We start from the raw sequence: 24,461 nt of genomic DNA, 5'->3' as shown, positions 1-24,461 counted from the left end.
TTAGAGGAGAATGAAAGTTCTCCTCTTCTTTTAGTTAGAAACCCTATAAAAAGAGACCTCATGAAAAGGAACGTATTATCAATTGCTATCACCTCTTTATTTTTTGTGTATTCATGTAAAAATGCTCCCGCTGCCAAACAGGAAGTTGGAAAAATTGAAGCTGTAAAAAGTAATATCACGGATGAACAGCTTATGGATAGAGTACAGAAAGATGCTTTGAAGTATTTCTGGGATTATGCAGAACCTAATTCAATGTTAGGAAGAGAGCGTTATCACGAAGATAATATCTATCCAGATAATGATAAACATGTTATTACTACAGGAGGTTCAGGCTTTGGTCTGGCAACTATTCTTGTGGGGACAGAAAGAGGATTTGTTCCGAGAAAAGAAGCCGTGAAAAGGTTGACTCATATTATGGATTTCCTGGCAAAGGCAGACCGACACAAAGGAGCCTGGCCACACTGGATCAATGGGGAAACCGGAAAGACGGTTCCTTTTGGCAAAAAAGATAATGGCGGGGATCTTGTGGAAACCGCATTCCTTACTTCGGGAATATTGATGGTTCGTGAATACTTTAAAAACGGAAACGCAGAAGAAAAAGCACTCGCCGCAAAATGTGATGAATTATGGAAAGGAATTCAGTGGAACTGGTATACAAAAGGTGGTGAAAAAGTTCTCTATTGGCATTGGTCACCAGAATACCAGTGGGAAATGAATTTTCCTCTGGAAGGATATAACGAATGTCTTATTACCTATATTCTGGCCGCATCTTCACCTACATATTCCATTGATGCTGAAACGTATTACAAAGGCTGGACGAGAAACGGAACCTACCTTACAGACAAAACAAAATACGGATTACCTCTGTATGTAAAACACAATTACGCTGAAGAATATGGCGGACCGCTTTTCTGGGCGCAATATTCATATATCGGATTAGATCCTAACGGGTTATCTGATAAGCTTGTGAAAAACTACTTTGATATCAATAAAAATCAAACCCTTATTGATTACAAATACTGTGTTGAAAATCCAAAACAATGGAAAGGCTACGGACCCAACTATTGGGGACTTACAGCCGGTTATACCAGAAATGAGGATGGAAGTACCGGTTATACAGCTCATATGCCGGGCAATAATGACAACGGGACAATAACGCCTACAGCAGCGCTGAGCAGTTTTCCTTATACTCCAAAAGAATCAATGGCTTTTCTGAGATTCATCTATACCCAAAAGCCTGAATTTATAGGATCTGCAGGGCCTTATGATGCTACGTCTATCAATTACAACAATTGGGTTACGCCAAGATATCTGGCGATAGACCAGGGAACAATAGCACCAATGATTGAAAACTACAGATCGGGATTCCTTTGGAAACTGTTTATGAATGCTCCTGAAATTCAGCAGGGATTAAAAAAACTAAGCTTCCAGTCACCAAAATATGGAATAAAATAACACCAGATCTAAAGACTTTGGTCAAAACCCGAAATCAATATGAAATTAAAACTGAAACATATTCCTCTTTTGCTTCTGCCGCTTTCATTACAATTGAACGCACAGGAGATAAAAGCAGAACTCAATAAAGAAATTAAAAGACAGGAGAAAATATCCTATATTCTGGATTATCCTCAGAATACAAAAGGAAACGTACCGTTAATAGTCTTTCTTCACGGTTCAGGAGAGCGCGGGACAAATCTTGATTTAGTCAAAGCACACAGTCCGTTCACCTATAAAAACCTGATCAAAGAACCAGTGGCTATGCTGGCACCTCAATGTCCGGAAGGAATGTGGTGGGATACGGTTACCATCTATAATCTGATTAAAGAAATTCAGAAAAAATATAAAATTGATGCTTCCCGTATCTATCTTACAGGACTTTCTATGGGAGGATGGGGAACTTTGAAGCTTGCCATGGAGCATCCGGAAATGTTTGCAGCAGTAGCTTCAGTTTGTGCTCCTACAGATCAGGTAATGACAGCGAATATTGATAAATTTAAAGATTTGAATATGAAAATATTTCATGGCGGAATGGATGATATTGTTTTACCTGCCAATGCTTTTAATTTTTATCAAAAACTGCATCCGGTAAATCCATCCGCAGAATTGGTTATTTTCCCGAATGATAATCATAACTCATGGGATTCTGCCTATTCAAACCCGAAGCTCTATGAATGGATGCTGTCTAAAAAGAAAGAAAAATAATCTGACACACAATGATCGAAAGATAAACCCATCGAATTAAAGCAAAAAAATATAAACAATAATTTAAGAAGATAGATTTATGAAAAAGTTAATTGTAATTGCCACTTTAGCATTGGCACCTGCGTTTTCCGCGCAGGAAATGGTAACGAAGCCCGTTCAGTCTTATCAGACGGCTCAATATCAGGCTAAGAAGAAATCTTTTGTAGATAATCTTTTATCTAAAATGACGTTGGATGAAAAGATCGGCCAGCTTAACTTACCCAGTTCAGGTGATTTTACTACAGGCTTGGCTAAAAGCTCAGACATCGGTAAAAAAGTGGAACAAGGTTTAGTAGGTGGACTATTCAATATAAAAGGAGCTGAGAAAATCAGAGCCGTTCAGAAAGTAGCAGTGGAAAACAGCCGTCTGAAAATACCTTTAATCTTTGGAATGGACGTGATCCATGGTTATGAAACTACTTTCCCTATTCCTTTGGGACTGGCTGCTTCATGGGATATGAATCTTATTCAGCAGTCTGCCAAAGTAGCCGCCAGAGAAGCTGCTTCTGACGGAATCAACTGGACATTCTCTCCAATGGTAGATATTTCCCGTGAACCGAGATGGGGGAGAGTATCGGAAGGCTCGGGTGAAGATCCGTATTTGGGAAGTGAAATTTCCAAAAATATGGTATATGGCTACCAGGGGAAAGACCTTGCAAACGGAACTAATATCTTAGCATGTGTAAAACACTTTGCATTATATGGAGCGGGAGAATCCGGAAGAGATTATAATACCGTTGACATGAGTCATGTAAGAATGTTCAATGAATATTTTCCTCCTTACAAAGCAGCGGTAGAAGCTGGTGTAGCTTCTGTGATGGCTTCTTTCAATGAGGTGGATGGTGTTCCTGCGACAGGAAACAGATGGCTTCAGACCGAAGTATTGAGAAATCTATGGAAGTTCAAAGGCTTTGTTGTAACAGACTATACCGGAATCAACGAAATGGTGGACCACGGTATGGGAGATCTTCAGCAGGTTTCTGCTTTAGCTTTAAAAGCAGGTGTTGACATGGATATGGTTGGAGAAGGTTTTTTAACAACATTAAAAAAATCCTTAGCAGAAGGAAAGGTTACACAATCTGAAATTGATATGGCGGCAAGAAGAATTCTTGAAGCAAAATATGACCTTGGTTTATTTGATAATCCGTACAAACATGGAGATGCCAAATTAGCTGCAAAAGAAGTCTATAATCTGGAAAACAGAAATATAGCAAGAAATACAGCTGCCCAATCAATGGTTTTGTTGAAAAATGAAAATCAGGTATTACCTTTAAAAAAATCGGGAACGGTTGCGGTAATCGGACCATTGGTGAACAATTCACTTAATATGGCCGGAACATGGAGCGTTGCTGCAAAGCATGATAAAGCTGTAAATTTGATGCAGGGGCTTCAGGCCAACTATGGTAAAGAAGTGAAATTCCTTTCTGCTAAAGGAGCAAATATAGATTATGATGCTAAATTAGAAGATATCTATGCAGCTCATGGGAAGAAAACAGACAGAGATAACCGTTCAAAAGAACAACTGTTAAAAGAAGCAGTAGATGTTGCCAACAAAGCTGATGTTATTGTTTTGGCAATCGGAGAATCTGCGGAAATGAGCGGAGAATCTTCTTCAAGAACAGAAATTACCATTCCTCAGTCTCAGGTTGATTTATTAAACGAATTAAAGAAAACCGGTAAGCCTATTGCAATGGTTCTTTTCACCGGACGTCCATTGGCTTTAACCAACGTAAAAGATACTCCGGATTCTATTTTGAATGCATGGTTTGCAGGATCTGAAGCTGGAAATGCAATTGCAGATGTTCTATTTGGAAAAGTAAATCCATCAGGAAAGCTTCCAATGACTTTCCCAAGAAGTCTTGGACAGGTTCCAATCTATTACAATGCTAAAAATACAGGCCGTCCATTAAGTCAGGAACTTACAGACAAATGTGAGTACCAGAGATTCCGTTCAAATTATATGGATGAATGTAATACGCCATTGTATTCCTTCGGATATGGACTGAGCTATACGAAATTTAATTACTCTGATATTGCAGTATCCAATACCAATCCGAAAGGAGACCAGACTATTCAGGCATCCGTTACGGTAACCAATAATGGAAACTATGATGGTGCTGAAGTGGTTCAGTTGTATATCAGAGATATGGTGGGAAGTATTACAAGACCAGTAAAAGAATTGAAAGGCTTCCAGAAAATATTTTTGAAAAAAGGAGAATCTAAAAAGATTACTTTTGATATCAACCCGGAAAGCCTCAAGTTTTACAATGGAGATCTGAAATATGACTGGGAATCAGGTGACTTTGATATCATGATCGGAACCAGCTCAGACAACGTTCAGCATTCAAAAATTAACTGGACTAAATAACAAAGAAAAGTTAATCACAGAAATGGGTGTTAAGGTTTATTTGGCATGATTTTTAATAATAACTCGATAACTATTATTATATAAAAAATCAAAAATGAAAAAAACAATTTTCCTTAGCGCAATGTTCCTGGGTTCTTTAATGTTTGCACAACAAGAACATATTAAGGGCGGAGACAGAGATGCACATGGATGTATTGGTTCGGCAGGATATACCTATTCCCAGATTAAAAAGGACTGTGTAAGAACTTTTGAACAGAAAATTAAACTAACAGAAGTGTCTCCGAAAGAAAGTTATACTTCAATAGCTGCAGTTATTTTTAGCAAAGACATGAAAAAAGCTGAGGTTTTCATTAAAGATGCTGAAACAGGAAGTATTATTCTTACCAGAGCAGGAGGTAAAGCCAAGGCCTGGAAAAAGGATGGTTATGTATTGGTACCTTACAAAAAAAACGGATATCAGCTTAAAAAGGATAATATTGTAATCTATCAATAAGATCAGATTTCAAAAAATGAAAAGCCACTCGGAAGAGTGGTTTTTTTTGTACCTTAGAGGAATTAACTAATACTCTATTTAGGGATATAGTTCTACTAATCAGAAAACAAAAATTTTACATATGAAAAAAACGATTTTATTCAGTGCAATGTTCCTTGGTACTTTAATTTTTGCACAAAAAAAAACACCTGTTGTAGGAGGAGATAGAGATGTTCATGGCTGTATTGGCTCTGCAGGATATACCTATTCACAGATTAAAAATGACTGTATAAGGGTTTTCGAACAGAAACTAAAACTGAAAGAAGTAAACTCAGATAAAAGTTATACCTCAATGACAGCAATAATTTTCACAAAAGACATGAAAAAAGCTGAAGTTTTCATCCCGGATGGAGCGGCAAAAAGTATTATCCTGAATAAAGAGGGAAAAGGGAAAATCTGGAAAAGCGGATCTTATATTAAAGACAGCTATGTTTTAACACCTTATAAAAAAAGCTACCAAATCAAAAAGAATGATGAAGTAATTTATCAGTAAAATAAAATTCAAAAAAATAAGAAGCCACTCGGAAGAGTGGCTTTTTTCGTATAATATCAATTGATATGTTTAAAATGCTGTTATTTTATTTATGGAACTTATTTTTTCTGATAAGTATATTTGTAATACGACAGGTTTTGTCGTTGTCCATAGATAATTTTGCATCAGGATAAGGCACATAAAGATATTTATGATAATAATTTAATAATAAATAGTAAGATTTATGTTAAATCGCATGTTTGTGATTTTCATATCTTAAAAAGTGTTAAATTCACGCAGTTTTCAATAAACTAATTACTAACTCAGAAAACAACATTGGAATGAAAAAATTCTATATCAGTGCATTCACTTTATGCACGGTCTTGGGTATCTCTGCCCAGGAAGTGGTATGGCAGAAAGATATCAAATCCTCTACCCAGGATTTTCTTAGCCAGATCACTACAACAATCGATCAGCAGTATCTTATTACAGGAAGCTCTATACAATCTAAAAGCCAGTCGCAAGCTGCCAATAGCAAAAAGCAGAATAACGGCTATGATTTTCATCTGGTAAAACTAAACCAGCAGGGAAATGAAGTCTGGGAGAAATACTTCTCAGGATCAAACCATGATTATTTATCAGCTACTGTTACCACGCAGGATGGAGGATTTTTATTAGCCGGAACCTCTTATTCCGGAAAAGGATTGGATAAAAAAGAGGATTCCAAAGGAGGCTCAGATATCTGGCTGATCAGAATCAATGAATTTGGTGATGAATTGTGGCAGAAAACCTTAGGAAGTTCATCAGATGAAGAAGCAAGAGCGGTTATTCAGACTACAGATTTAGGATTCTTTGTCGCAGGAAATGTACAGAATTCTTCAAAAGGATATGGTTCCAAAGATGTCTGGATCACGAAACTGAATAAAGACGGAAAAGAGCTCTCCCAATTAATCTTAGGCGGAAAAGGCTTAGACGAAGTTGAAAAGATGATTCCAACGAAAGATGGAGGGGCATTATTGGGAATTTATTCCAGAAGCGGAGCTGTTAAAACAACTCATCAGCAATCAACGATCAATACCAATACTCCGTCTGACAGACCTGCAACCCAAAACCTGCTATCTGCAACCTCAAAGCAAAGCGACAATTTCGGTGAAGGCGATTATTGGATCATCAAGTTAGACAAAAACGGAAAAGTAGAATGGGAAAAGAACTTTGGAGGAAAAGATGATGATCATGTCAGAACTCTGGCATTAACTTCAAATGGCTTTATCATTGGTGGAGAATCCAGATCCGAAAGATCAGGAAATAAAACGGTTGGAATTGAAGAAGGGACTGATCTTTGGCTGATTTCTTTAAATGAAAGAGGTGATGAGCAGTGGCAGAAATCCTACAATTTCAAAAACAGAGATATCCTGATGGGAATGAGCATAATTCATTCAGCAGATGATAAATCTTCCAAAGGAATTTTATTAGGAGGTTACACCCAGGCTGAAGGAAGAATACAAACCGATGATGAAACTTTCTGGATGCTTTATTTGGATCAAAATGGTAATGAGCATTGGAGAAAACATGTGAAAGGAGAATCCAGAAAGAAGGAAGAGAGACTTTCAGATTTAAAACTGAACAGAGACGGTTCAATTGTATTGGCAGGAACCAGTGCAGAAGAATTAGGCAAAGAGAATTGGAAAATTGTAAAGCTAGGAGATAAGCAGGTTGACCAGTTGATTGAAAAATACGATATCAAAATCTATCCAAATCCAGTTTCAGACTATGCTTACGTAGAAATAGGCTTTGATTTTAAGGATGCTGATATTCTGTTGTATGATATGAGTGGAAGGCAGCTTCAAAATATAAAAACTAAGAACAATGTGACTAAAATCAACACTCAGGCTTTGGTTCAGGGAGCATATCTGGTGACGATAAAAACGGATACGAATAAAACAGTAAGTGCTAAACTAATAAAAATATAGAAAAATGAAAAAAGTATATTTATCACTGTCATTATTATTGTCGGTCGGTATTTTTGCACAACAAAATAATAAAACACCTTATACTCCTAATGTTCATGCTCCTGAAGTTTCAAATTTAGGAAAATATTTAGATTATCCTGTAGACATATCAACAGGAGTTCCAAAAATTGAAGTACCATTATATGAAGTCATTAGTGGTAAGCTTAAATTACCCATAAGTTTGTCATATCATGCAAGTGGTATTAAGGTAAATCAAGAGGAATCAAATGTAGGATTGGGGTGGAATTTAAATGCAGGGGGTTCAATTATCAGAAATATTAAAGATGTTCCTGATGATTATAGTGGTTTTGGGTTTTTATTTACTGGGGGAAGTATCCCTGTTGTTAATGATATAGTTGATTTTCAGGGACCTGTTGGTACTACGGGAAATAATGATCTTTTAAAAAGCTATTATGGATTTTTAAATTATTCTCCACTTCATATAGATACACAGACAGATTCTTATACAATTAACACAAATGCAGGAATATTAGGTGAATTTTATATTAATAATAATTTACAATTTGTAAGTGCTGAAATTGATCCAATAAATATTAATGCTAATTTACCGCTTAATACAATAGAATTAAAAGATGAAAATGGAAATATTTATCGTTTCGGGAAGAGTCTTCAAAATGAAAATGCTTATGATAAAATAACAAGTTCTTATACTCCAGATCCATCAGATGATCCAAATTCAAACCCAGGCCCAAGTATGCCAAGTAATTATTTACCTTATAATTCTGCATGGCACTTAACTGAGATTATTTCAGCTGATGGATTAGATGTAATACAAATAAAATATAGAAAAAATTCTGATTATGGGATAGCCTCATTAATAGAGAAACGTTCATATACTCAAGGAATTGTGTATCCACAATCCGAAAGAAAAAATGGGGCTTATCATCAAATAAGTTCAGAATATACGATTGATAAGATAATATCCAAAGATGCTGTTATAAAGTTTGATTATGCTTATGATAGACAGGACAGACCCACAAACTCTGATGCTTCAATTAATATTCCTAGAATTTCTGGTCTAACGATTTATAATAAGAATAATGTTACTATTAAAAAGATTATTCTTGAAAATAATAGTTATTTTGATCGTTTTTCTTCAAGTCTTTATTATAATCATTATCTTCAACCTTTACCATCTTTTTTCCTTAAAAGTTTAAAACTTAGTGGAGTGAAGTTTTTAGATAAGAATGATAATCTAATAAATAAATATCATTTTGATTATGATTCTACTCAATTACCAACGAAAAATTCAGCATCTATCGACTTTTGGGGATATTATAATGGAAAGAATAACACAACTTTGTTACCAACTCTAGCATCTGATCTTGTATATACTCCAGAATCAATGAATTATGATAGTCGAGAAACAAATTTCAATTATATGAAAGCTGGAATTTTAACCAAGATTACATATCCAACGGGTGGATCTACATCTTATGAATATGAACCAAATTACTTCCTCACATCAAAGCAGGAGCAAGGTTTAGGTATTTATGATAAAAGTTTTACTTATTATGCTCTCAAAAGTAATGCTAATTGTACAGAAGGTCAAGAATTAATTTCACAACCGCAAATAATCAAAGAATTTATAGTAACAGAAGATATTGCAAATGTTGTTATAAATTTCGGAGTATTTTTTTCCGACTTTTATCCACAAAATGTTGGTGGAAATTTCATAGCTCCTAAAGCAATTATAAAAGTCGATGGTTGGCAGAAAATACTAACACACGGACCAACAGGATCAAACACACCAAAAACTGAATCCTTTTCCTTCCCTGTTCACAAAGGTTCCGTAATAAGAATAGAACTTTATACAAATAATGCGTTTCCCCCTTCCATGTCTTCACCATGTAATAGTCCTTTTATTTCAGTACAAGGTAATTATAAATATTATGCTTCAGTACCGACACAACAGATTGAACCTAAACAAGCAGGAGGGTTAAGAGTAAAGTCAATTTTAAGTTATGATAATAATAATTCATTGGTTTTGCGAAAAGCCTATGAGTATGGTTCAAAGAAATCTGGATCTAATAGTATTGGAATAGGTAAAATTATATCCAATCCGTATGAATTAGAAAATTATTACAAATCTTTAGAACTTGAGGCAATCAATAAATTAACGGGAATTTGTGCGGGATATGAACATAAAGAAAAGGTTTGGTTAAATACGAATCCATTAGTAGAATTAGGATATAATAATGGGGCACCCGTTTATTACGATAAAGTAACAGAGTATGTTGAAGATCAGAATAATATAGGGAATAGCTTAGGGAAAACTGAATATTTTTATTCTTCACAAGGAATTGATTTTCTACCATCAGCTAATTATTATAAAACATATAACACTTTTATATATCCAAAATGGAAAAAAGGTAACTTATTAAAAAAAATCGATTATAAAAAGGAAAATATTCAGTTTCTGCCAACTTATTCTGAAGAAAATAAGTATATAGATCTTATAGAAAACAGAATTAGGAATTTTAATATTTTTGAAAAAGATTCTGAATATCAGAGTCCGGTATGTGTGCAAGGACAATTATTTGGATACTTAGATAATAACCCAAATAGGTTTTTATATTTTAATGATTATGTTTCTGTTGGAAAAAGAGTACTAGATACAAAAATAATAAAGCAATACTTATACAACAATGGAAATGTAGCAGAACCAATAACATTAATTAGATATGAATATGCCAATCCATCTCACTATCAGTTAACAAAAGAAATAGTAACCTCTCCTGATGATATAATAAGTGAGACGAGCTATAACTACGCTTACGAAAAGAATAACCAAAAACTAATAGATGCTCATATAATTGGGATTCCATTGGAAACGATCGTAAGAAAAAAACAAAATTTAACAGATGTAGGAAAAATTATTTCTAAGAATGAAACAAGATATGACAATCCTGCCAATTTATTCCCAAGTTCTGTACTGTCTTATGATATTCAAAGTAATAATTCGATAACAGAAGCAACTTTTGATCAATATGATACTAAGGGTAACCTAATCCAATATACGGCAAAGGATGGAGTTTCCACGTCAATTATTTGGGGTTATAACGGTACCCAGCCGATTGCCAAAATAGAAGGAGCTAAATTATCTGATATTCAACAGTTCTTAATAGATTCCATTGTTACAGCTTCCAATACAGATGCTTCTGCAGCGGCTAATAATGATGAAACCTCACTTTTATCTGTATTTAATACCTTCAGAAATAGTTTGCCAAACTATCAGATTACAACCTATACTTATGATCCATTAATTGGAGTAAGAAGTATCACTCCTCCAACAGGTATCAGTGAAATATATATATATGATTCAGCCAACAGGCTAAAAGAAATCCGAGAAAAAAGCTATACAGGGAACCTATTAAAAGAATTCAAATATAACTATAAACAATAAAAAAACTTAAATTATGAAAAAAATAATATTCATTGCAGGAATTTTAGCGGCTCAATTATCTTTTGCACAACAAGGAGCATTTTCAGAAGTAACCATTGAAAACCCTTCTCCTATATTATATTTAAAAAGAAGTACCAATGATGGAGGATTTATCCGTGGAATTCAAACCCAATATCTTAATGGTACTAATGGTTGGTTTTTCGGTGATTTGCACGGCAGCCAGTGGATCGTTTCCAAAGGAGATTATACCAACCCCAAACTTGTTATTAATGACAGTAACGGAAATGTGGGAATAGGAGTTGCAAGTCCCGATGCTAAATTGCATATAGCTCAGGATAATATTAATGACCAAAATTTAGTTTTAGGAAAGTTTTCATCTTCTGGACCAACCGGAGGCAGTGCTATAGTTCGTTTAGTGTATAATAGCACTATTGCTAATCTGGAAGTAAATTCTACATACTCAGGCAATAACTTCAGATATGGAACTTATGGTGACTTTAATATTGAAAATGAGATTTCATCCCCAGATTTTGGAGCGATTAACTTTATTACAAACAAGAAAGTGCAGATGGCTATTAAGCCTAATGGAAATGCTTCACTACAAGGTAAGCTGGAAGCAAAAGAATTAAAAGTAACCCTCACTCCAACTGCTGACTTTGTATTTGACGAAAGTTATAACCTTCCTAATTTGGAAGAAGTAGCAAAACATATTAAGGAGAAAAAGCACCTTCCTGAAATTGCTTCCGCAAAAGTGATGGAAAAAGAAGGAGTAAATGTTGGTGAATTTCAAATTAAACTACTTCAGAAAATTGAAGAACTTACCCTGTACGTTATTAAGCAGGATAAACAATTAAAGAAATTAGAAACCGAAAATGCAGATTTAAAAAACACAGTTTCAGAAATCAAACAGCTGAAGGAACAGTTTCTTATAATGAAATCTAATGCAACCCATTAATAGATAGCAATGTATAAAAAAATATATTTAAGTATTGGGCTGTTGTGGGGGCTTCACCATTATGGACAGGTTGTTTTAACAGCGCCTCCTGCTCCTAATACTGAAGTGGCAGACCCCCAGAGTATACGTATGCTTCCTGGGTTCAAGTTCAGTTCAGCTAATGGAACCTTTCGGGCCTATATTGGGGGATCTTCTTCTGGTAATGGCGGTACCTATACGCCTATTACGGTAGATTATTCGTCCAATATGCCAACCTCGGAAAATTATATCTATACCAGACAGTATTTGGTTCCCACTACCGTTTCAAACGGATCCCTTCAGCAGGTACAAAGTGTACAGTTTTTTGATGGATTGGGAAGGCCTAAGCAGTCTGTCAATATTAAATCCACTCCTACGGGAAAGGATTTGGTAACTCATATTCCTTATGACAATTTTGGAAGACAGGTGGATAGCTGGCTTCCGGTTCCTATGTCCTCATTAAGTGGAAATATTCAGACCGGAGTAGAAGGAAGTGCTAATAGTTATTATCAATCTAATGGTATTAACGATTCTTATCCTTTCAGCCATAAGACTCTGGAAAATTCTCCACTTGACCGTATTCTAAATCAGAAAAATCCGGGTAGTGACTGGCAGGGTAAACCTGTAGTTTTTGGATATGAAGCTAATGTGACAGGTGAAGTTAAAAAGTTCACCACTGTTACCGCTTGGGTGGCTGGTGCTACTTCTTCCGAACTTATATTATCCGGGACATACGGAGATGCACAGCTGTATAAAAATACGGTAACAGATGAGGACAATAATAAAACCATAGAATTTAAAAACGGCAGAGGACAGACTTTACTGGTAAGGAAAGTGATCAGTGCTTCAGAAAATGCAGATACTTATTATGTCTATAATGAATATGACCAGCTGGCATTTGTTATACCGCCTTTAGCTTCGGCTTCAGCCACAGTTTCAGCTTCTGCAATGGAACATCTTTGTTACCAGTATAAATATGATGGTAAAAGCAGGCTTGTAGAAAAGAAACTTCCGGGTAAAGGTCTGGAACAAATGGTATATAACAAAAAAGATCAGATTATCCTGTATCGTGATATTGCCCTCAAAAATGGTATTGCAAATTTTTCAGCTGACCAGTCATGGATGTTTACGAAATATGATCGTTTCGGAAGAGTAGTGTATACAGGAATTTCAAGAGATACCAACCCAAGAAATACCATACAGAGTACTATTGATAATCAATCTGCTGATACTTACGAGACCCGTGGAGGAAGTCTTACCCTGAACGGAATCAGTATTGAATATGGTAGTGCTTCGTATCCTACAACTATTGATAAGCTTCTTACAGTAAATTATTATGATACCTATCCTCAGGGAGCACCGGCAGTAAGTTCGGTCATAGGGCAGGAAGTATTGCCTCAGACTACACAGAATTCGGATGTAAGTACTAAAAGTCTACCAACGGCATCTTATACCAAAAATGTTGAAAATGATGGTTGGACAAAGGTCTATACCTATTATGATAAGAAAGGAAGGTCAATCGCAACGCACTCTTTGAACCACCTTGGAGGATACACGAAGACCGAAAGCTTACTGAAATTTTCAGGAGTACCGGAGTATAGCCTTGTTGAACATAAAAGATCTGCAAGCGATACAAAAGTAAACATCAAGGAAACTTTTGAATATGATCATCAAGAAAGACTGGTAAGACACTGGAATCAGGTAAATGGAGGTACTCAGGAATTGCTTGCGGAAAATCTTTACAATGATCTGGGACAGTTGCAGACTAAAAATGTCGGAAATACTACAGGCAGTCCATTGCAGAGTATAAAGTATGCTTACAATATCAGAGGATGGATGACAAAAGTTAATGACCCGTCTAATCTGCAGAATAAGCTTTTTGCGTACGAGTTGCGTTATAATAAGCCCAACAATCAGTTTTCAGGTTCAGCAAGATATAATGGAAATATTTCCCAGATGTCATGGGTTACCCAAAATGATGTTGTCTTGAGAAATTATTCATACGAATATGATGCTCTTAACCGACTTAAAGAAGGACGTTTTTGGGATGCCATGAATTTAGAAAGAGGAGAATACCACGAGCAGCTTACTTATGATTTTAATGGAAATATTAAAACGCTTTTAAGAAGAGGAAGACAACTTCCGGGATATACAGCACCTGAAGTAATGGATAATCTGGAATACCATTATGAAAACGGGGAACAAAGTAATAAGCTATCTTACCTTAAAGAAATAGGAACTGGAAATGCCATCAGTGGATATCCGTTAGCCTCTGGAACTACAGGAAGTACCATTACTTATGATGTCAACGGAAATATGACTACCCAATTGGATAAAGGAATTTCCTCCATCCAATATAATTATCTAAATTTACCTGAAAAAGTTACCCAAAACTCCAAAGTAACAGATTATATTTACAGAGCAGACGGAGTGAAGGTAAGAAAGGTTTTCGGAACAGAAACAACCGATTATCTGGATGGCTTCCAGTATACAGATTCTGTATTAAAATTCTTCCCAACCGCAGAAGGATATTTTAATGTTGAAACCGGAAAGTATGTGTACAATTATACAGACCATCTTGGAAATACCAGGTTAAGCTATGCGAAAAGTGGAGCAGGAACAGAGATCATTGAAGAGAGTAATTATTACCCGTTTGGACTGAAGCATGAAGGGTACAATGTTTTGACTGGAAATACTGCGTATAAATACAAGTACAGTGGAAAGGAACTTCAGGAAAGTGGAATGTATGATTATGGAGCAAGAATGTATATGCCGGATTTAGGAAGGTGGGGAGTTGTGGATCCTTTATCAGATGCTACATTCCAACCTTATAATTATGCAAATAATAATCCTATTTTTTATAACGACCCAAGTGGAATGATTGGTGAAGCTCATGCAAGTATTGGTGTTATAAAGAATAAGAAAGGAGAATATGAAATTGTAAGTGCAAAAAATGATGGAGATTTTGGAATCTACATTGCAGATGCTAATGGCAAATATGATATTAAGAAAAGCCAAAGAGTTGGAACTTTAAATAATTCTTTTGACTTTTTATTTACAAATGATGCTACAGGTAAATTTGATAATGTTGCAACAAGAAAAAATGGGACTAATATTATCCTTAATACCTCTTTAGATCTATTCGCATTATTAAAGAAATACTCCTATAATGTGGATAATGATAATGAGAGTTATCTTGATGATTTAGTGGGTTTGGCTTATAATTCTGCTAATTATGATGGGAAAAAAGGAAAGTTAGACCTTAAATCATCATTAGGATTAGATATATACACTCCTGTAATGGTAGGTAAAAATTATACTTCTTTAAGAGCTGCCTCAAATATTTTATTTGGATTTAATATGAGGAAAATTTTTGAAAAACATAAAAACAAGGCAGATTTTAAACACCAATTCAAAGATGCCAAAGATTTTTATGGTTTTGCAATGAGATATGTTGGTGCATATAACCAATATCAAAATAATAGACAAAACTTCTTTAATGGTAAAATTTATAATGCAGGCTTTCCTTTCTATGGCGAGCACACCTACTCTGGAACTAATATATATCGAGGATATTTTCATCAATTTTCTCATTAATAAATAAAAATTATGAAACGAAATTTAATTTTAATATTCAAATTACTGTTTTTATTAGGATGTGAGACAGGACAGCTAAAGTCCAAACTAATACATAAGAGAATAGAAACTAAAGATTATTATCTTGAAGGGTATACATATATCAATAATACCAATAAAATATTCCCTAATGAACTTATTCTGATTGATAAAAATAATAATGATACTATTTATCATTGTAAAAATTGCTACAATGATTTTCATATGATATTAGAGGATACATTGCTAGTTTATGGAGGAAATAAGCTTGATAGTATTATAGATAAGAAAATAATACTAAAAAGAGTACCTGTTCCTCAAGAGTATAGGTACAATCTTCCTTTTAAAGAAGAATGAATATTGACGAAGATTGTTACAGCTTATAAATATAATGGAAAAGGATTCCCCCGCTGGCGTGAGCGTCTCGCTCGTATCCACAAATAAAACAAAACCACTGTGTAAAGCAGTGGTTTTTTTATGTTATAAGTTGCCTCAGTCGATTATACTTTCAACCAAAATAATTATCTAAATTTACCAGATAAGATTACCCAAAACTCTAAAGTAACAGATTATGTTTACAGAGCAGACGGGGTGAAGGTAAGAAAGGTTTTTGGAACAGAAACAACCGATTATCTGGATGGCTTCCAGTATACAGATTCTGTATTAAAATTTTTCCTAACAGCAGAAGGATATTTTAACGTAGAGACCGGAAAATATGTTTATAATTATACCGATCATCTTGGAAATACCAGATTGAGCTATGCTAAAAGTGGAGCAGGAACAGAGATCATTGAAGAGAGTAATTATTATCCGTTTGGATTGAAGCATGAGGGGTATAATTTGTTGGCTGGAAATCCAGTATATAAGTATAAGTACCAAGGGCAGGAATTGCAGGAAAATGGTTGGTATAGTTTTAAGTGGAGAAATTATATGCCTGATTTAGGTCGATTTTTCAATATTGATCCACTTTCAGAGAAATTTCAATACAATTCTATTTACGCGTTTCAGGAAAATAAAATGGGTTTAGGTAAAGAATTAGAAGGAGCTGAGCTATTGCAGGAAAGAGGTTTAATAACATCAATAGGTATGACAGAATATGATGTATATACAAAAGAGCAATTACCAGATTATATGTCTTATTTAAATTATAAACCTTCTACTCCTGATCCAGAATTAATGACAGCTGAAGAGTATCCAACAAATTCGGCGGCAAAAGGAGCAGAGAATTCATCTTCGTTTAAAGGAGTTATAGGTATTGTAGAATTATATAACGTTGTAAATAAAGGAATCGAAGGAGTGAAAGGGATGGTTGCTACCGATAAAAATGTAAAAGCAGTTAATTATATGGATAAATTAACTGGAGAGTTTAAGGATATGAAAACTGCATTAAGTGTGGTCAATAAAGCTGATTTAAAATTAGATAATAAAACTAAAACAGAAATTACTAATTATATATTTGATGGTTCTTTCCCAAAAGATATCAATAAAAGAAATAATTCCGTAGTTAGTTTACAATCAAAAACTAATATTGTCAATACTGCAAACACTATTATGAGAAAAAATGGTATTATAGTTCGTAATGGACCGGAAGTTAAAAAAAGGACTGAGTTAAATGAAGCTGCAAGACAACAAAAAGAAAAATTAAAAAAGGTGGGACAATGAGAATTTGGTTATTAATAATATTGTTTAGTGTTATATTAACATCTTGCAATAATAATACTTTGGCTGAAAGGAAAATAAAAAAAACAGTAATCACTTTTTTAGATGCTGTTGAAAAAAAGGACGCAAATAAATATAAATCATTAATTTATGAAAGTGAGGTTTATCCTGGAGTTATATCAATGGAAAAGAAATTTTTCTATAAAAATTACAAAAAAATCAATTCTGATGTAAATTTAAAGGAAAATATAAAAATAAAAGATACTATTTTCAATGGAGCTAAAAGGAAATATGTTCAATATCGTATTAAGAACAATAACCCAGATTATTTTCAAAAACCATTAATTATTACTTTTATATTTTATGATCAGATAGGATATGATCAGATTTATAACCATAGTATTTTTGATAATATGTTGGATTGGGAATAAAATCCCCCCGCTGGCGCAAGCGTCTCACTCATGTCCACAAGTAAAACAAAACCACTGTAATCACAGTGGTTTTTTAGTATCTTGGTCAACAAAAAAAGAAAAAATGATAAAATATCTGTTCATTCTTTTTCTATGTGCAGCGGCTTGTGTTCAGGGGCAGGAGAATACTTCAACAATAGCTAAAACTCAGTATAGTTCTTATGATATTCAGGATAGTGTGATGGTGAAAACCAGAGATGGAGCCATGATTTCTGCGATGGTGGTAAGAAAAAAAGATGAAAAAGGACCTCTTCCGGTGGTTTTTCAGTTTACCATTTATGTTAGGGATACGGGACGGGATCTTCAGAGTTTGAAGAGTGCTGCGGATAAAGGATATATAGGTGTTATGGCCTATGCCAGAGGTAAAAGATTAAGTCCGGGTGATATTAATCCGTATGAATTTGAAGCTACTGATACCTATGATGTGATTGATTGGATCAGTAAACAGAAATGGTGTAACGGAAATATAGGAATGTATGGAGGCAGCTATAATGGTTTCAGTCAGTGGGCAGCCTGTAAAACGCTGCATCCTGCATTGAAAACAATAGTACCTTATGTGGCAAATCGGCCAGGAATGGGACTTCCCATGGAAAATAACATCTTCATTAACCCCAACTATGAATGGGCATTTTACGTAGGAAACAATAAATATCTGGATAATGAAACAGGAAACGACAGAAAGCGTTTCAGAGGAATGATGTTTAGTTGGTGGGATAAAGGGGAAGCATATAATAAAATGGACAGTATTGACGGAACTCCCAACAGATGGTTTCAACGATGGATAAGCCACCCGGATTTTGATGAATACTGGCAAAAAATGGCTCCTTATAAAGAAGATTTTAAACAAATCAATATTCCGGTTCTTGCTTTCGACGGATATTATAACGACTCTCAAAATTCCAGTATTTATTATCTTAAAGAATTACAGAAGTATAGCCCCAATACTCCATTTTATCTGATCATTGGTCCATACGGTCACTTTGGAACCCAGCAGGGAGGTGAGAAAGAAGTGAACGAATACAAAGTAGATGAGGTTGCCCTTTTTGATATCAATAAAATCACTTATGAATGGTTGGATCATATCCTGAAAAACGGACCAAAACCATCAGTTCTTAAAGACAAAATCAATTATGAAGTAATGGGAGCCAATGAATGGCGCAGTGCTTCCTCCTTTGAAAAAATGAACAATAATGTTCTGAAATTCTACCTTTCCAATCAAAAAAAGAGTGGAACGTATTTTCTGGATTCGAAAACGTCCAATAGAAATACATTCCTTTCTCAAACAGTTGATTTTAAAGATCGAAAATTGACTGGTAACAGCGATTATTACCCGTCACCAATAGAGAAAAGTGAGCTGGATAAAAGTTCAGGTTTCATTTTTACCAGTAATCCGTTGGAAAAATCAATGATTGTTAACGGCTCTTTTGTAGGTGGGCTTCATATTTCTATTAATAAAAAAGATGTGGATTTGGGAGTGACTTTATATGAATTGACTCCCGAAGGAAAATATTTCCATTTGTCATATTATATTGGAAGAGCCAGCTATGCAAAAGATATTGCCAAAAGAAATCTCCTGAAGCCTGGAAACAAAACCTGGATAGAATTTACCAATAGCCATTTTGTAAGCAAAAAACTTCAGAAAGGAAGCCGAATTGTAGTGACAATTGATGTTAATAAAAATCCGTTTTCCCAGTTGAATTATGGAACAGGGAAGGACGTAAGCACAGAAAATATAAAAGATGCTTCTATTCCACTGCAGATCAAATGGTATAATGACAGTTATATAAAAATCCCAGTATTAAATGACTAAACAGAACAAATAGTATAAAATTTATATTTTTGAGCCTAATTTTAAATTCATTTAATTAAATAATCAGTTAAGCTAATGATATCATTCAATATTCATCTTAATCCAAAACTGGTGGGTAGATTTTTGTTTCATACATTGATAATTTTCAGCATAAATCTTTTATATTTTTTAATAGTATATTATAATGTTTTTAAACTGGACAGATTTATAAAAGTGTCTAAAGTTAAAGATAGTGTTACCATGATGGAGAATATGATGATTATTGTATATTTTGTTCCTGTTTTGCTTTCCTATATGTACTATGCTATTTTTATTTATTGGAAAGAGAACTTATTTTTTAAGATTAGCTTTTTTGTTTTGGCATTTGCATTGTCTCAACAGCCTTATTCTTATTGGATAAAAAATGTGTTAGGTAAATAATTAGTCAACGAAAACAGGATTAAAAATATTACAACTTATATGTCTTATTTGTATTTTATTATTTGGACTATATTTATTAATGGCATTAGGTAGTGGTCATGATATTCCATTTCAAGCCTATTCCGAGATAGGAATCTTAATAGTATTGTTGATTGTATTCTATTTCTTGATTGGATTTATTAAAAGAAGAAAAACCTTTAATTAATAAAAAAAAACTATAATTTTTTTGTTTATAATGTTGACAAAATCTGAAATACACATTTATGGAAAGTATTTTTGAATTGGATAAATCCAGTAAAAAGCCATTGATTATTTTTGGTTTAATATTCGGATCAATTGTGTTTCTTATAATTTTTTATTTGAATTATAATTCTGATGATCAGACAAAGCAGCGGATATTAGAAATTAATAGATACGAAAAAGTTATTGATATTTATAGGGATAAGAACGAACATAATTTTTTATTTGTAAAATATTCTAATGGATATGTAGAGTTGTTAGATTATCCATACAAAATTGGCGATTCTATTTCAAAAACAGAGGTGATTCAATTGAATATATTTTTAGAAACGATAGTGTTTTAAAAAATAATTTAATTCAACAAATTAGAAAATATAATTCAATCAATTAAATGGAAAGTACCGTAGGATTAGACTAATATGAAATTAAAAAAAAGAAATATAATTATTGTTATTATAATTATTTGTATAAGTGTATTATTTGTGTTTTTCTGGAACGTTAATAAACACAATAAATTTTATACTTTGAGGCTAAATGGTATAATTAAAGATATAAAATCCAATAGAAAGTTTGAAAACTCTAAGGTTGCAAAATTTGTTGGAGATTCTGATTTTAATTACAGTTTTTGGATTTATGCCCCTGATGAGAGTGATTTAAAAATAGGAGATTCAATTTATAAGGCAAAAGACTCTGAAAACTATCAAATCTATCGGATTGATAGTTCAGGAGATTATAAGTTTTATAAAACATTAAAGAATGTGCCTTAACAAAAGCTCTTCGATGGAACAAGGCATTCGAGCATTTTACTATTTTTTACGCTATTATTAGCTATTATTACAGTTTTTTTGTTGCCAAGTATAATCAAACGAAGAAAACATATTCTGGTGAACTACGTGGGAAAGTTGAATCTTTGAGATATATTAGGACGAGGAGATGGTTATCTACAAGTGAAGTTGTAAGAGAAAAAGAATTTAATTCTTTATGTATCATATACGTAGGTAGTGAGAATAAGGATGACCTAAAAGTGAATGATTCAATCTATAAAGTGAAAAATTCTGAGAATTACCAGATTTACAGAAAAGACAATTCTGGAAATTATAGTTTTTATAAAACGTTAAAAAATAAGCCATAATAAAAATTTCTACTTTAAAATGTTAATTTTATTAGTTGCAGCTTATAATATCTGAATTTAGATAGTTATGAAAATGAAAAGCTATTATCGCTTCATTCCTATTTTGTTAGGATTGCTAGCATTTATATATTTTTATCTATACAGAATAGTATTCCTAAATAACAATTATTTCTATAAAAATAATGTACAGGCAAAAATTATCAGAGTTTATAATTATGAAAACAAATCATTACAATTTTATTATAGTAACGATTATTGTATAACCATAGCTGATACTAAAAATGATACCTTGCAGTTTGGTGATTCTATCTCTAAAAAGGCCAATACGGGTAAATTTACTGTTTACAGAAAGAATAATGAGGGCAAATATAAGTTTTATAAAAGCTATAAAAAATAATAAATCCGCTGCTGCAAAGTCTCCAGACGTTGAGTCCCATACATAAGTTTAAAGAACTTATATTGTATATGGATGCCCATCATTTAATGATAATAAACGTTTGTTGTTAGTGTAAGTTGTATAAAATGAATAAGTTATATTTTGTATCCGAAAAAATATGTATATTGGTATTACCAAATTAATGCGTAATCCGAAAAGCATATAGAGTAGGAGAAAAATCAAAAATTAAGACTATGAAAAATCTAAGAAAACTTTCAAAAAGAGAATTAAAAACAGTTCAAGGGGGTATCCCAATGTGTCTGCCAGGATACTTCTGGTGTTCATTTGTGAAAAAATGTATTTCTGTTGGATCACCATGCGGACTTATTGATTAATTTGATTCATAAAAATAATGTAAAGAACAGGCTGTCTCAGAAATGAGATAGCCTTTTTATGTACCGTTTATCAATCGACTTAGGAATCAGGAGCGTAAAGAAAATTTGAATGTAATCCGTTAAAAAATTTCCACTGTCTGAGCATGGGTAATAATATAGAACCGAAGCAGAATCGGTTGATCCATGCGAGTTTGGAAATTTTAGGAGTAGATTTAAATTTTTAGCGGATGATTCCCGTCTTGAACTTTTGTATACTTTTGTTTCAAGACAAAAGTATAAATGAAAATCATATTAAATATTTTACAAGTTATTTGTTTTACTTCTTTTTTAATCTGTGTCTTTTATTTATTAATGGTATTAGCCAGCAGTCACAACATTCCTCCTCATGTATATCTTAAAATAGTAATTGCAATTCTAATTTCTACAATCCTATATTTCTATCTGCGATATATTAAAAAGAAAAAAGTTTCTCCTTGAAGATTGTTATAAATAGGACAAAAGATATCACAGTCTAATCGTATTAGTTTCTAGTATTAAAAAGTAATATGTTACTTATTAATATCTGACTTAGGAATCAGGAGCGTAAAGAAAATTTAAATGTAATCCGTTAAAAAATTTCCACTGTCTGAGCATGGGTAATAATATTAGAACCGAAGCAGAGTCGGTTGATCCATGCGGGTTTGGAAATTTTAGGAGTAGATTTAAATTTTTAGCGGATGATTCCCATCTTGAACTTTTGTATACTTTTGTTTCAAGACAAAAGTATAAATGAAAATCTTTTATTTGATTCGCAATATGGTTGAAAAATCATAAAAGCAGGATTTTTATCTCTCACTGAAAAACCGTATTTTTGTACATCTAAAAAGTAAAAGAACGAATGAATTCCTACAAAAATCCATTGGAAGAGCGCTACTCCAGTGAAGAAATGTTATTTAACTTCTCACACAATAACAAATTCCAGAATTGGAGAAAACTTTGGATAGCTCTTGCTGAAATCGAAAAAGACCTTGGACTTGAAATTACAGACGAGCAGATCGCTGAGTTAAAAGCTAATGCTGAAAATATCGATTATGAGAAAGCAGCAGAGTATGAAAAGAAATTCCGTCATGATGTAATGGCTCACGTTCACGCTTATGGGGATGTGGCGCCTTCAGCAAAAGGAATTATCCACCTGGGAGCAACTTCAGCTTTTGTAGGAGACAATACAGACTTAATTCAAATCCGTGACGGACTTTTAATCTTAAAGAAAAAGTTGGTTAACGTAATGAAGAACTTAGCAGACTTTGCTATTCAGTATAAAGACCTTCCCACTTTAGGATTCACACACTTCCAGCCAGCTCAGTTGACAACGGTTGGAAAAAGAGCTACACTTTGGTTACAGAGTTTGGTTCTTGACATCGAAGAATTGGACTTCTTCCTTGAAACACTTCGTTTCAGAGGAGTAAAAGGAACTACAGGAACAGCTGCAAGTTTCCTTGAGCTTTTCAACGGAGATTATTCTAAAGTAAAACACTTAGATAAAGAACTTTCAAAAAGATTCGGTTTCGATAAAGTTTTCGGAGTTTCCGGACAGACTTACGATAGAAAAATTGATGCTAAAGTAGTTGCTTTATTAGGAAATATTGCACAATCTGCTCACAAATTCACAAACGACTTACGTTTACTTCAGAACCTTAAGGAAATTGAAGAACCATTCGAGAAAAACCAGATCGGTTCATCTGCAATGGCTTACAAACGTAACCCGATGAGAAGCGAAAGAATCGGAGCATTGGCAAAATACGTAATGTCTTTGACAACAAGTTCTGCAATGGTAGCTTCTACACAATGGTTTGAAAGAACATTGGATGACTCTGCCAACAAGAGATTAACAATTCCTCAGGCATTTTTAGCAGTTGATGCTATTCTATTGATCTGGAACAACATCATGAACGGAATTGTAGTATATCCGAACAGAATCAACAAGCATATTATGGAAGAACTTCCTTTCATGGCGACAGAATATATCATCATGGAAGAAGTAAAAGCTGGTGGTGACCGTCAGGAAATCCACGAAGTAATCAGAGTTCACTCTATGGAAGCTTCCAAGAAAGTGAAAGAAGAAGGAAAAGAAAACGACCTTATCGAAAGAATCTTAAACGATGATTCTTTAAAACTGGACAAATCAAAACTGAAAGAAGTTTTAGATCCTAAGAACTTTATTGGTTTCGCGCCGATCCAGACGGAGGAATTCGTCAAAAACGAGGTACAGCCGATTATAGACCAGAATAAAGACTTAATAGGATTAGAAGCTGATCTTAAAGTATAAAACAATATGCAGTCTTT

Annotated in this window: 17 protein-coding genes; all 17 read left to right on the top strand. The window is 33.7% G+C overall.

Annotated elements, in window-relative coordinates:
* Positions 1-60 precede the first annotated feature (60 nt).
* The gene (locus AC57AW_RS17395) at positions 61-1,455 is read left to right on the top strand and encodes a glucoamylase family protein (protein WP_496352884.1); all 1,395 of its coding nucleotides are present in this window, start codon (positions 61-63) and stop codon (positions 1,453-1,455) included.
* Positions 1,456-1,494: 39 nt separating this feature from the next.
* A complete protein-coding gene (locus AC57AW_RS17390; RefSeq protein WP_496352883.1) occupies positions 1,495-2,202 on the top strand; it encodes a carboxylesterase family protein in 708 nt (235 codons plus the stop codon).
* A gap of 79 nt (positions 2,203-2,281) precedes the next feature.
* A complete protein-coding gene (gene bglX / locus AC57AW_RS17385) occupies positions 2,282-4,609 on the top strand; it encodes a beta-glucosidase BglX (RefSeq protein ID WP_496352882.1) in 2,328 nt (775 codons plus the stop codon).
* Positions 4,610-4,703: 94 nt separating this feature from the next.
* Positions 4,704-5,102 carry a hypothetical protein gene (locus tag AC57AW_RS17380; protein ID WP_496352881.1) on the top strand — a complete coding sequence of 133 codons (399 nt, stop codon included), beginning with the start codon at positions 4,704-4,706 and terminating at the stop codon, positions 5,100-5,102.
* A gap of 121 nt (positions 5,103-5,223) precedes the next feature.
* Entirely contained in the window at positions 5,224-5,634 is a 411-nt protein-coding gene (locus AC57AW_RS17375; protein WP_496352880.1) for a hypothetical protein, read from the top strand.
* A 320-nt stretch (positions 5,635-5,954) separates the two neighbouring features.
* Positions 5,955-7,583, top strand: a complete 1,629-nt coding sequence (locus tag AC57AW_RS17370; protein WP_496352879.1) for a T9SS type A sorting domain-containing protein — start codon at positions 5,955-5,957, stop codon at positions 7,581-7,583.
* A gap of 4 nt (positions 7,584-7,587) precedes the next feature.
* Positions 7,588-11,049, top strand: a complete 3,462-nt coding sequence (locus AC57AW_RS17365; protein WP_496352878.1) for a hypothetical protein — start codon at positions 7,588-7,590, stop codon at positions 11,047-11,049.
* Positions 11,050-11,062: 13 nt separating this feature from the next.
* Positions 11,063-12,004, top strand: coding sequence for a hypothetical protein (locus AC57AW_RS17360; RefSeq protein WP_496352877.1), 942 nt, complete (start codon positions 11,063-11,065; stop codon positions 12,002-12,004).
* A 9-nt stretch (positions 12,005-12,013) separates the two neighbouring features.
* The gene (locus AC57AW_RS17355; RefSeq protein WP_496352876.1) at positions 12,014-15,619 is read left to right on the top strand and encodes a DUF6443 domain-containing protein; all 3,606 of its coding nucleotides are present in this window, start codon (positions 12,014-12,016) and stop codon (positions 15,617-15,619) included.
* 12 nt (positions 15,620-15,631) lie between these two features.
* On the top strand, positions 15,632-15,994 hold the full coding sequence (locus AC57AW_RS17350; RefSeq protein WP_496352875.1) for a hypothetical protein: 363 nt from the start codon (positions 15,632-15,634) through the stop codon (positions 15,992-15,994).
* Positions 15,995-16,228: 234 nt separating this feature from the next.
* Complete coding sequence (locus tag AC57AW_RS17345; protein ID WP_496352874.1) at positions 16,229-17,299, top strand: RHS repeat domain-containing protein; 1,071 nt, start codon at positions 16,229-16,231, stop codon at positions 17,297-17,299.
* Positions 17,296-17,727: a hypothetical protein gene (locus AC57AW_RS17340; RefSeq protein ID WP_496352873.1), complete on the top strand. Its 432-nt coding sequence runs from the start codon at positions 17,296-17,298 to the stop codon at positions 17,725-17,727. Before AC57AW_RS17345 ends, AC57AW_RS17340 begins: the two co-directional genes overlap by 4 nt.
* Before the next feature lie 103 nt (positions 17,728-17,830).
* The gene (locus tag AC57AW_RS17335) at positions 17,831-19,576 is read left to right on the top strand and encodes a CocE/NonD family hydrolase (protein WP_496352872.1); all 1,746 of its coding nucleotides are present in this window, start codon (positions 17,831-17,833) and stop codon (positions 19,574-19,576) included.
* Positions 19,577-20,259: 683 nt separating this feature from the next.
* A complete protein-coding gene (locus AC57AW_RS17330; protein WP_496352871.1) occupies positions 20,260-20,580 on the top strand; it encodes a hypothetical protein in 321 nt (106 codons plus the stop codon).
* A 75-nt stretch (positions 20,581-20,655) separates the two neighbouring features.
* Positions 20,656-21,003: a hypothetical protein gene (locus tag AC57AW_RS17325; RefSeq protein ID WP_496352870.1), complete on the top strand. Its 348-nt coding sequence runs from the start codon at positions 20,656-20,658 to the stop codon at positions 21,001-21,003.
* Positions 21,004-21,998: 995 nt separating this feature from the next.
* On the top strand, positions 21,999-22,139 hold the full coding sequence (locus AC57AW_RS17320) for a bacteriocin-like protein (RefSeq protein WP_153816321.1): 141 nt from the start codon (positions 21,999-22,001) through the stop codon (positions 22,137-22,139).
* Positions 22,140-23,016: 877 nt separating this feature from the next.
* Positions 23,017-24,444: an adenylosuccinate lyase gene (gene purB / locus AC57AW_RS17315; RefSeq protein ID WP_047377647.1), complete on the top strand. Its 1,428-nt coding sequence runs from the start codon at positions 23,017-23,019 to the stop codon at positions 24,442-24,444.
* Positions 24,445-24,461: the final 17 nt, after the last annotated feature.

The sequence above is a fragment of the Chryseobacterium sp. BGA-UO-ETr-SB22 genome (assembly GCF_059567885.1).
Note: the sequence above shows the minus strand (reverse complement) of the source record. Positions and strands in the feature narration are given on the sequence as shown.

What these genes read in the sequence shown, in the direction of transcription:
- AC57AW_RS17340 (WP_496352873.1), top strand. Translation starts at nt 17,296, where the DNA reads ATGAGAATTTGGTTATTAATAATATTGTTTAGTGTTATATTAACATCT.
- AC57AW_RS17365 (WP_496352878.1), top strand. Translation starts at nt 7,588, where the DNA reads ATGAAAAAAGTATATTTATCACTGTCATTATTATTGTCGGTCGGTATT.
- AC57AW_RS17350 (WP_496352875.1), top strand. Translation starts at nt 15,632, where the DNA reads ATGAAACGAAATTTAATTTTAATATTCAAATTACTGTTTTTATTAGGA.
- AC57AW_RS17370 (WP_496352879.1), top strand. Translation starts at nt 5,955, where the DNA reads ATGAAAAAATTCTATATCAGTGCATTCACTTTATGCACGGTCTTGGGT.
- AC57AW_RS17320 (WP_153816321.1), top strand. Translation starts at nt 21,999, where the DNA reads ATGAAAAATCTAAGAAAACTTTCAAAAAGAGAATTAAAAACAGTTCAA.
- AC57AW_RS17330 (WP_496352871.1), top strand. Translation starts at nt 20,260, where the DNA reads ATGGAAAGTATTTTTGAATTGGATAAATCCAGTAAAAAGCCATTGATT.
- bglX (WP_496352882.1), top strand. Translation starts at nt 2,282, where the DNA reads ATGAAAAAGTTAATTGTAATTGCCACTTTAGCATTGGCACCTGCGTTT.
- AC57AW_RS17335 (WP_496352872.1), top strand. Translation starts at nt 17,831, where the DNA reads ATGATAAAATATCTGTTCATTCTTTTTCTATGTGCAGCGGCTTGTGTT.
- AC57AW_RS17375 (WP_496352880.1), top strand. Translation starts at nt 5,224, where the DNA reads ATGAAAAAAACGATTTTATTCAGTGCAATGTTCCTTGGTACTTTAATT.
- AC57AW_RS17360 (WP_496352877.1), top strand. Translation starts at nt 11,063, where the DNA reads ATGAAAAAAATAATATTCATTGCAGGAATTTTAGCGGCTCAATTATCT.
- AC57AW_RS17390 (WP_496352883.1), top strand. Translation starts at nt 1,495, where the DNA reads ATGAAATTAAAACTGAAACATATTCCTCTTTTGCTTCTGCCGCTTTCA.
- AC57AW_RS17325 (WP_496352870.1), top strand. Translation starts at nt 20,656, where the DNA reads ATGAAATTAAAAAAAAGAAATATAATTATTGTTATTATAATTATTTGT.
- AC57AW_RS17355 (WP_496352876.1), top strand. Translation starts at nt 12,014, where the DNA reads ATGTATAAAAAAATATATTTAAGTATTGGGCTGTTGTGGGGGCTTCAC.
- AC57AW_RS17395 (WP_496352884.1), top strand. Translation starts at nt 61, where the DNA reads ATGAAAAGGAACGTATTATCAATTGCTATCACCTCTTTATTTTTTGTG.
- AC57AW_RS17380 (WP_496352881.1), top strand. Translation starts at nt 4,704, where the DNA reads ATGAAAAAAACAATTTTCCTTAGCGCAATGTTCCTGGGTTCTTTAATG.
- purB (WP_047377647.1), top strand. Translation starts at nt 23,017, where the DNA reads ATGAATTCCTACAAAAATCCATTGGAAGAGCGCTACTCCAGTGAAGAA.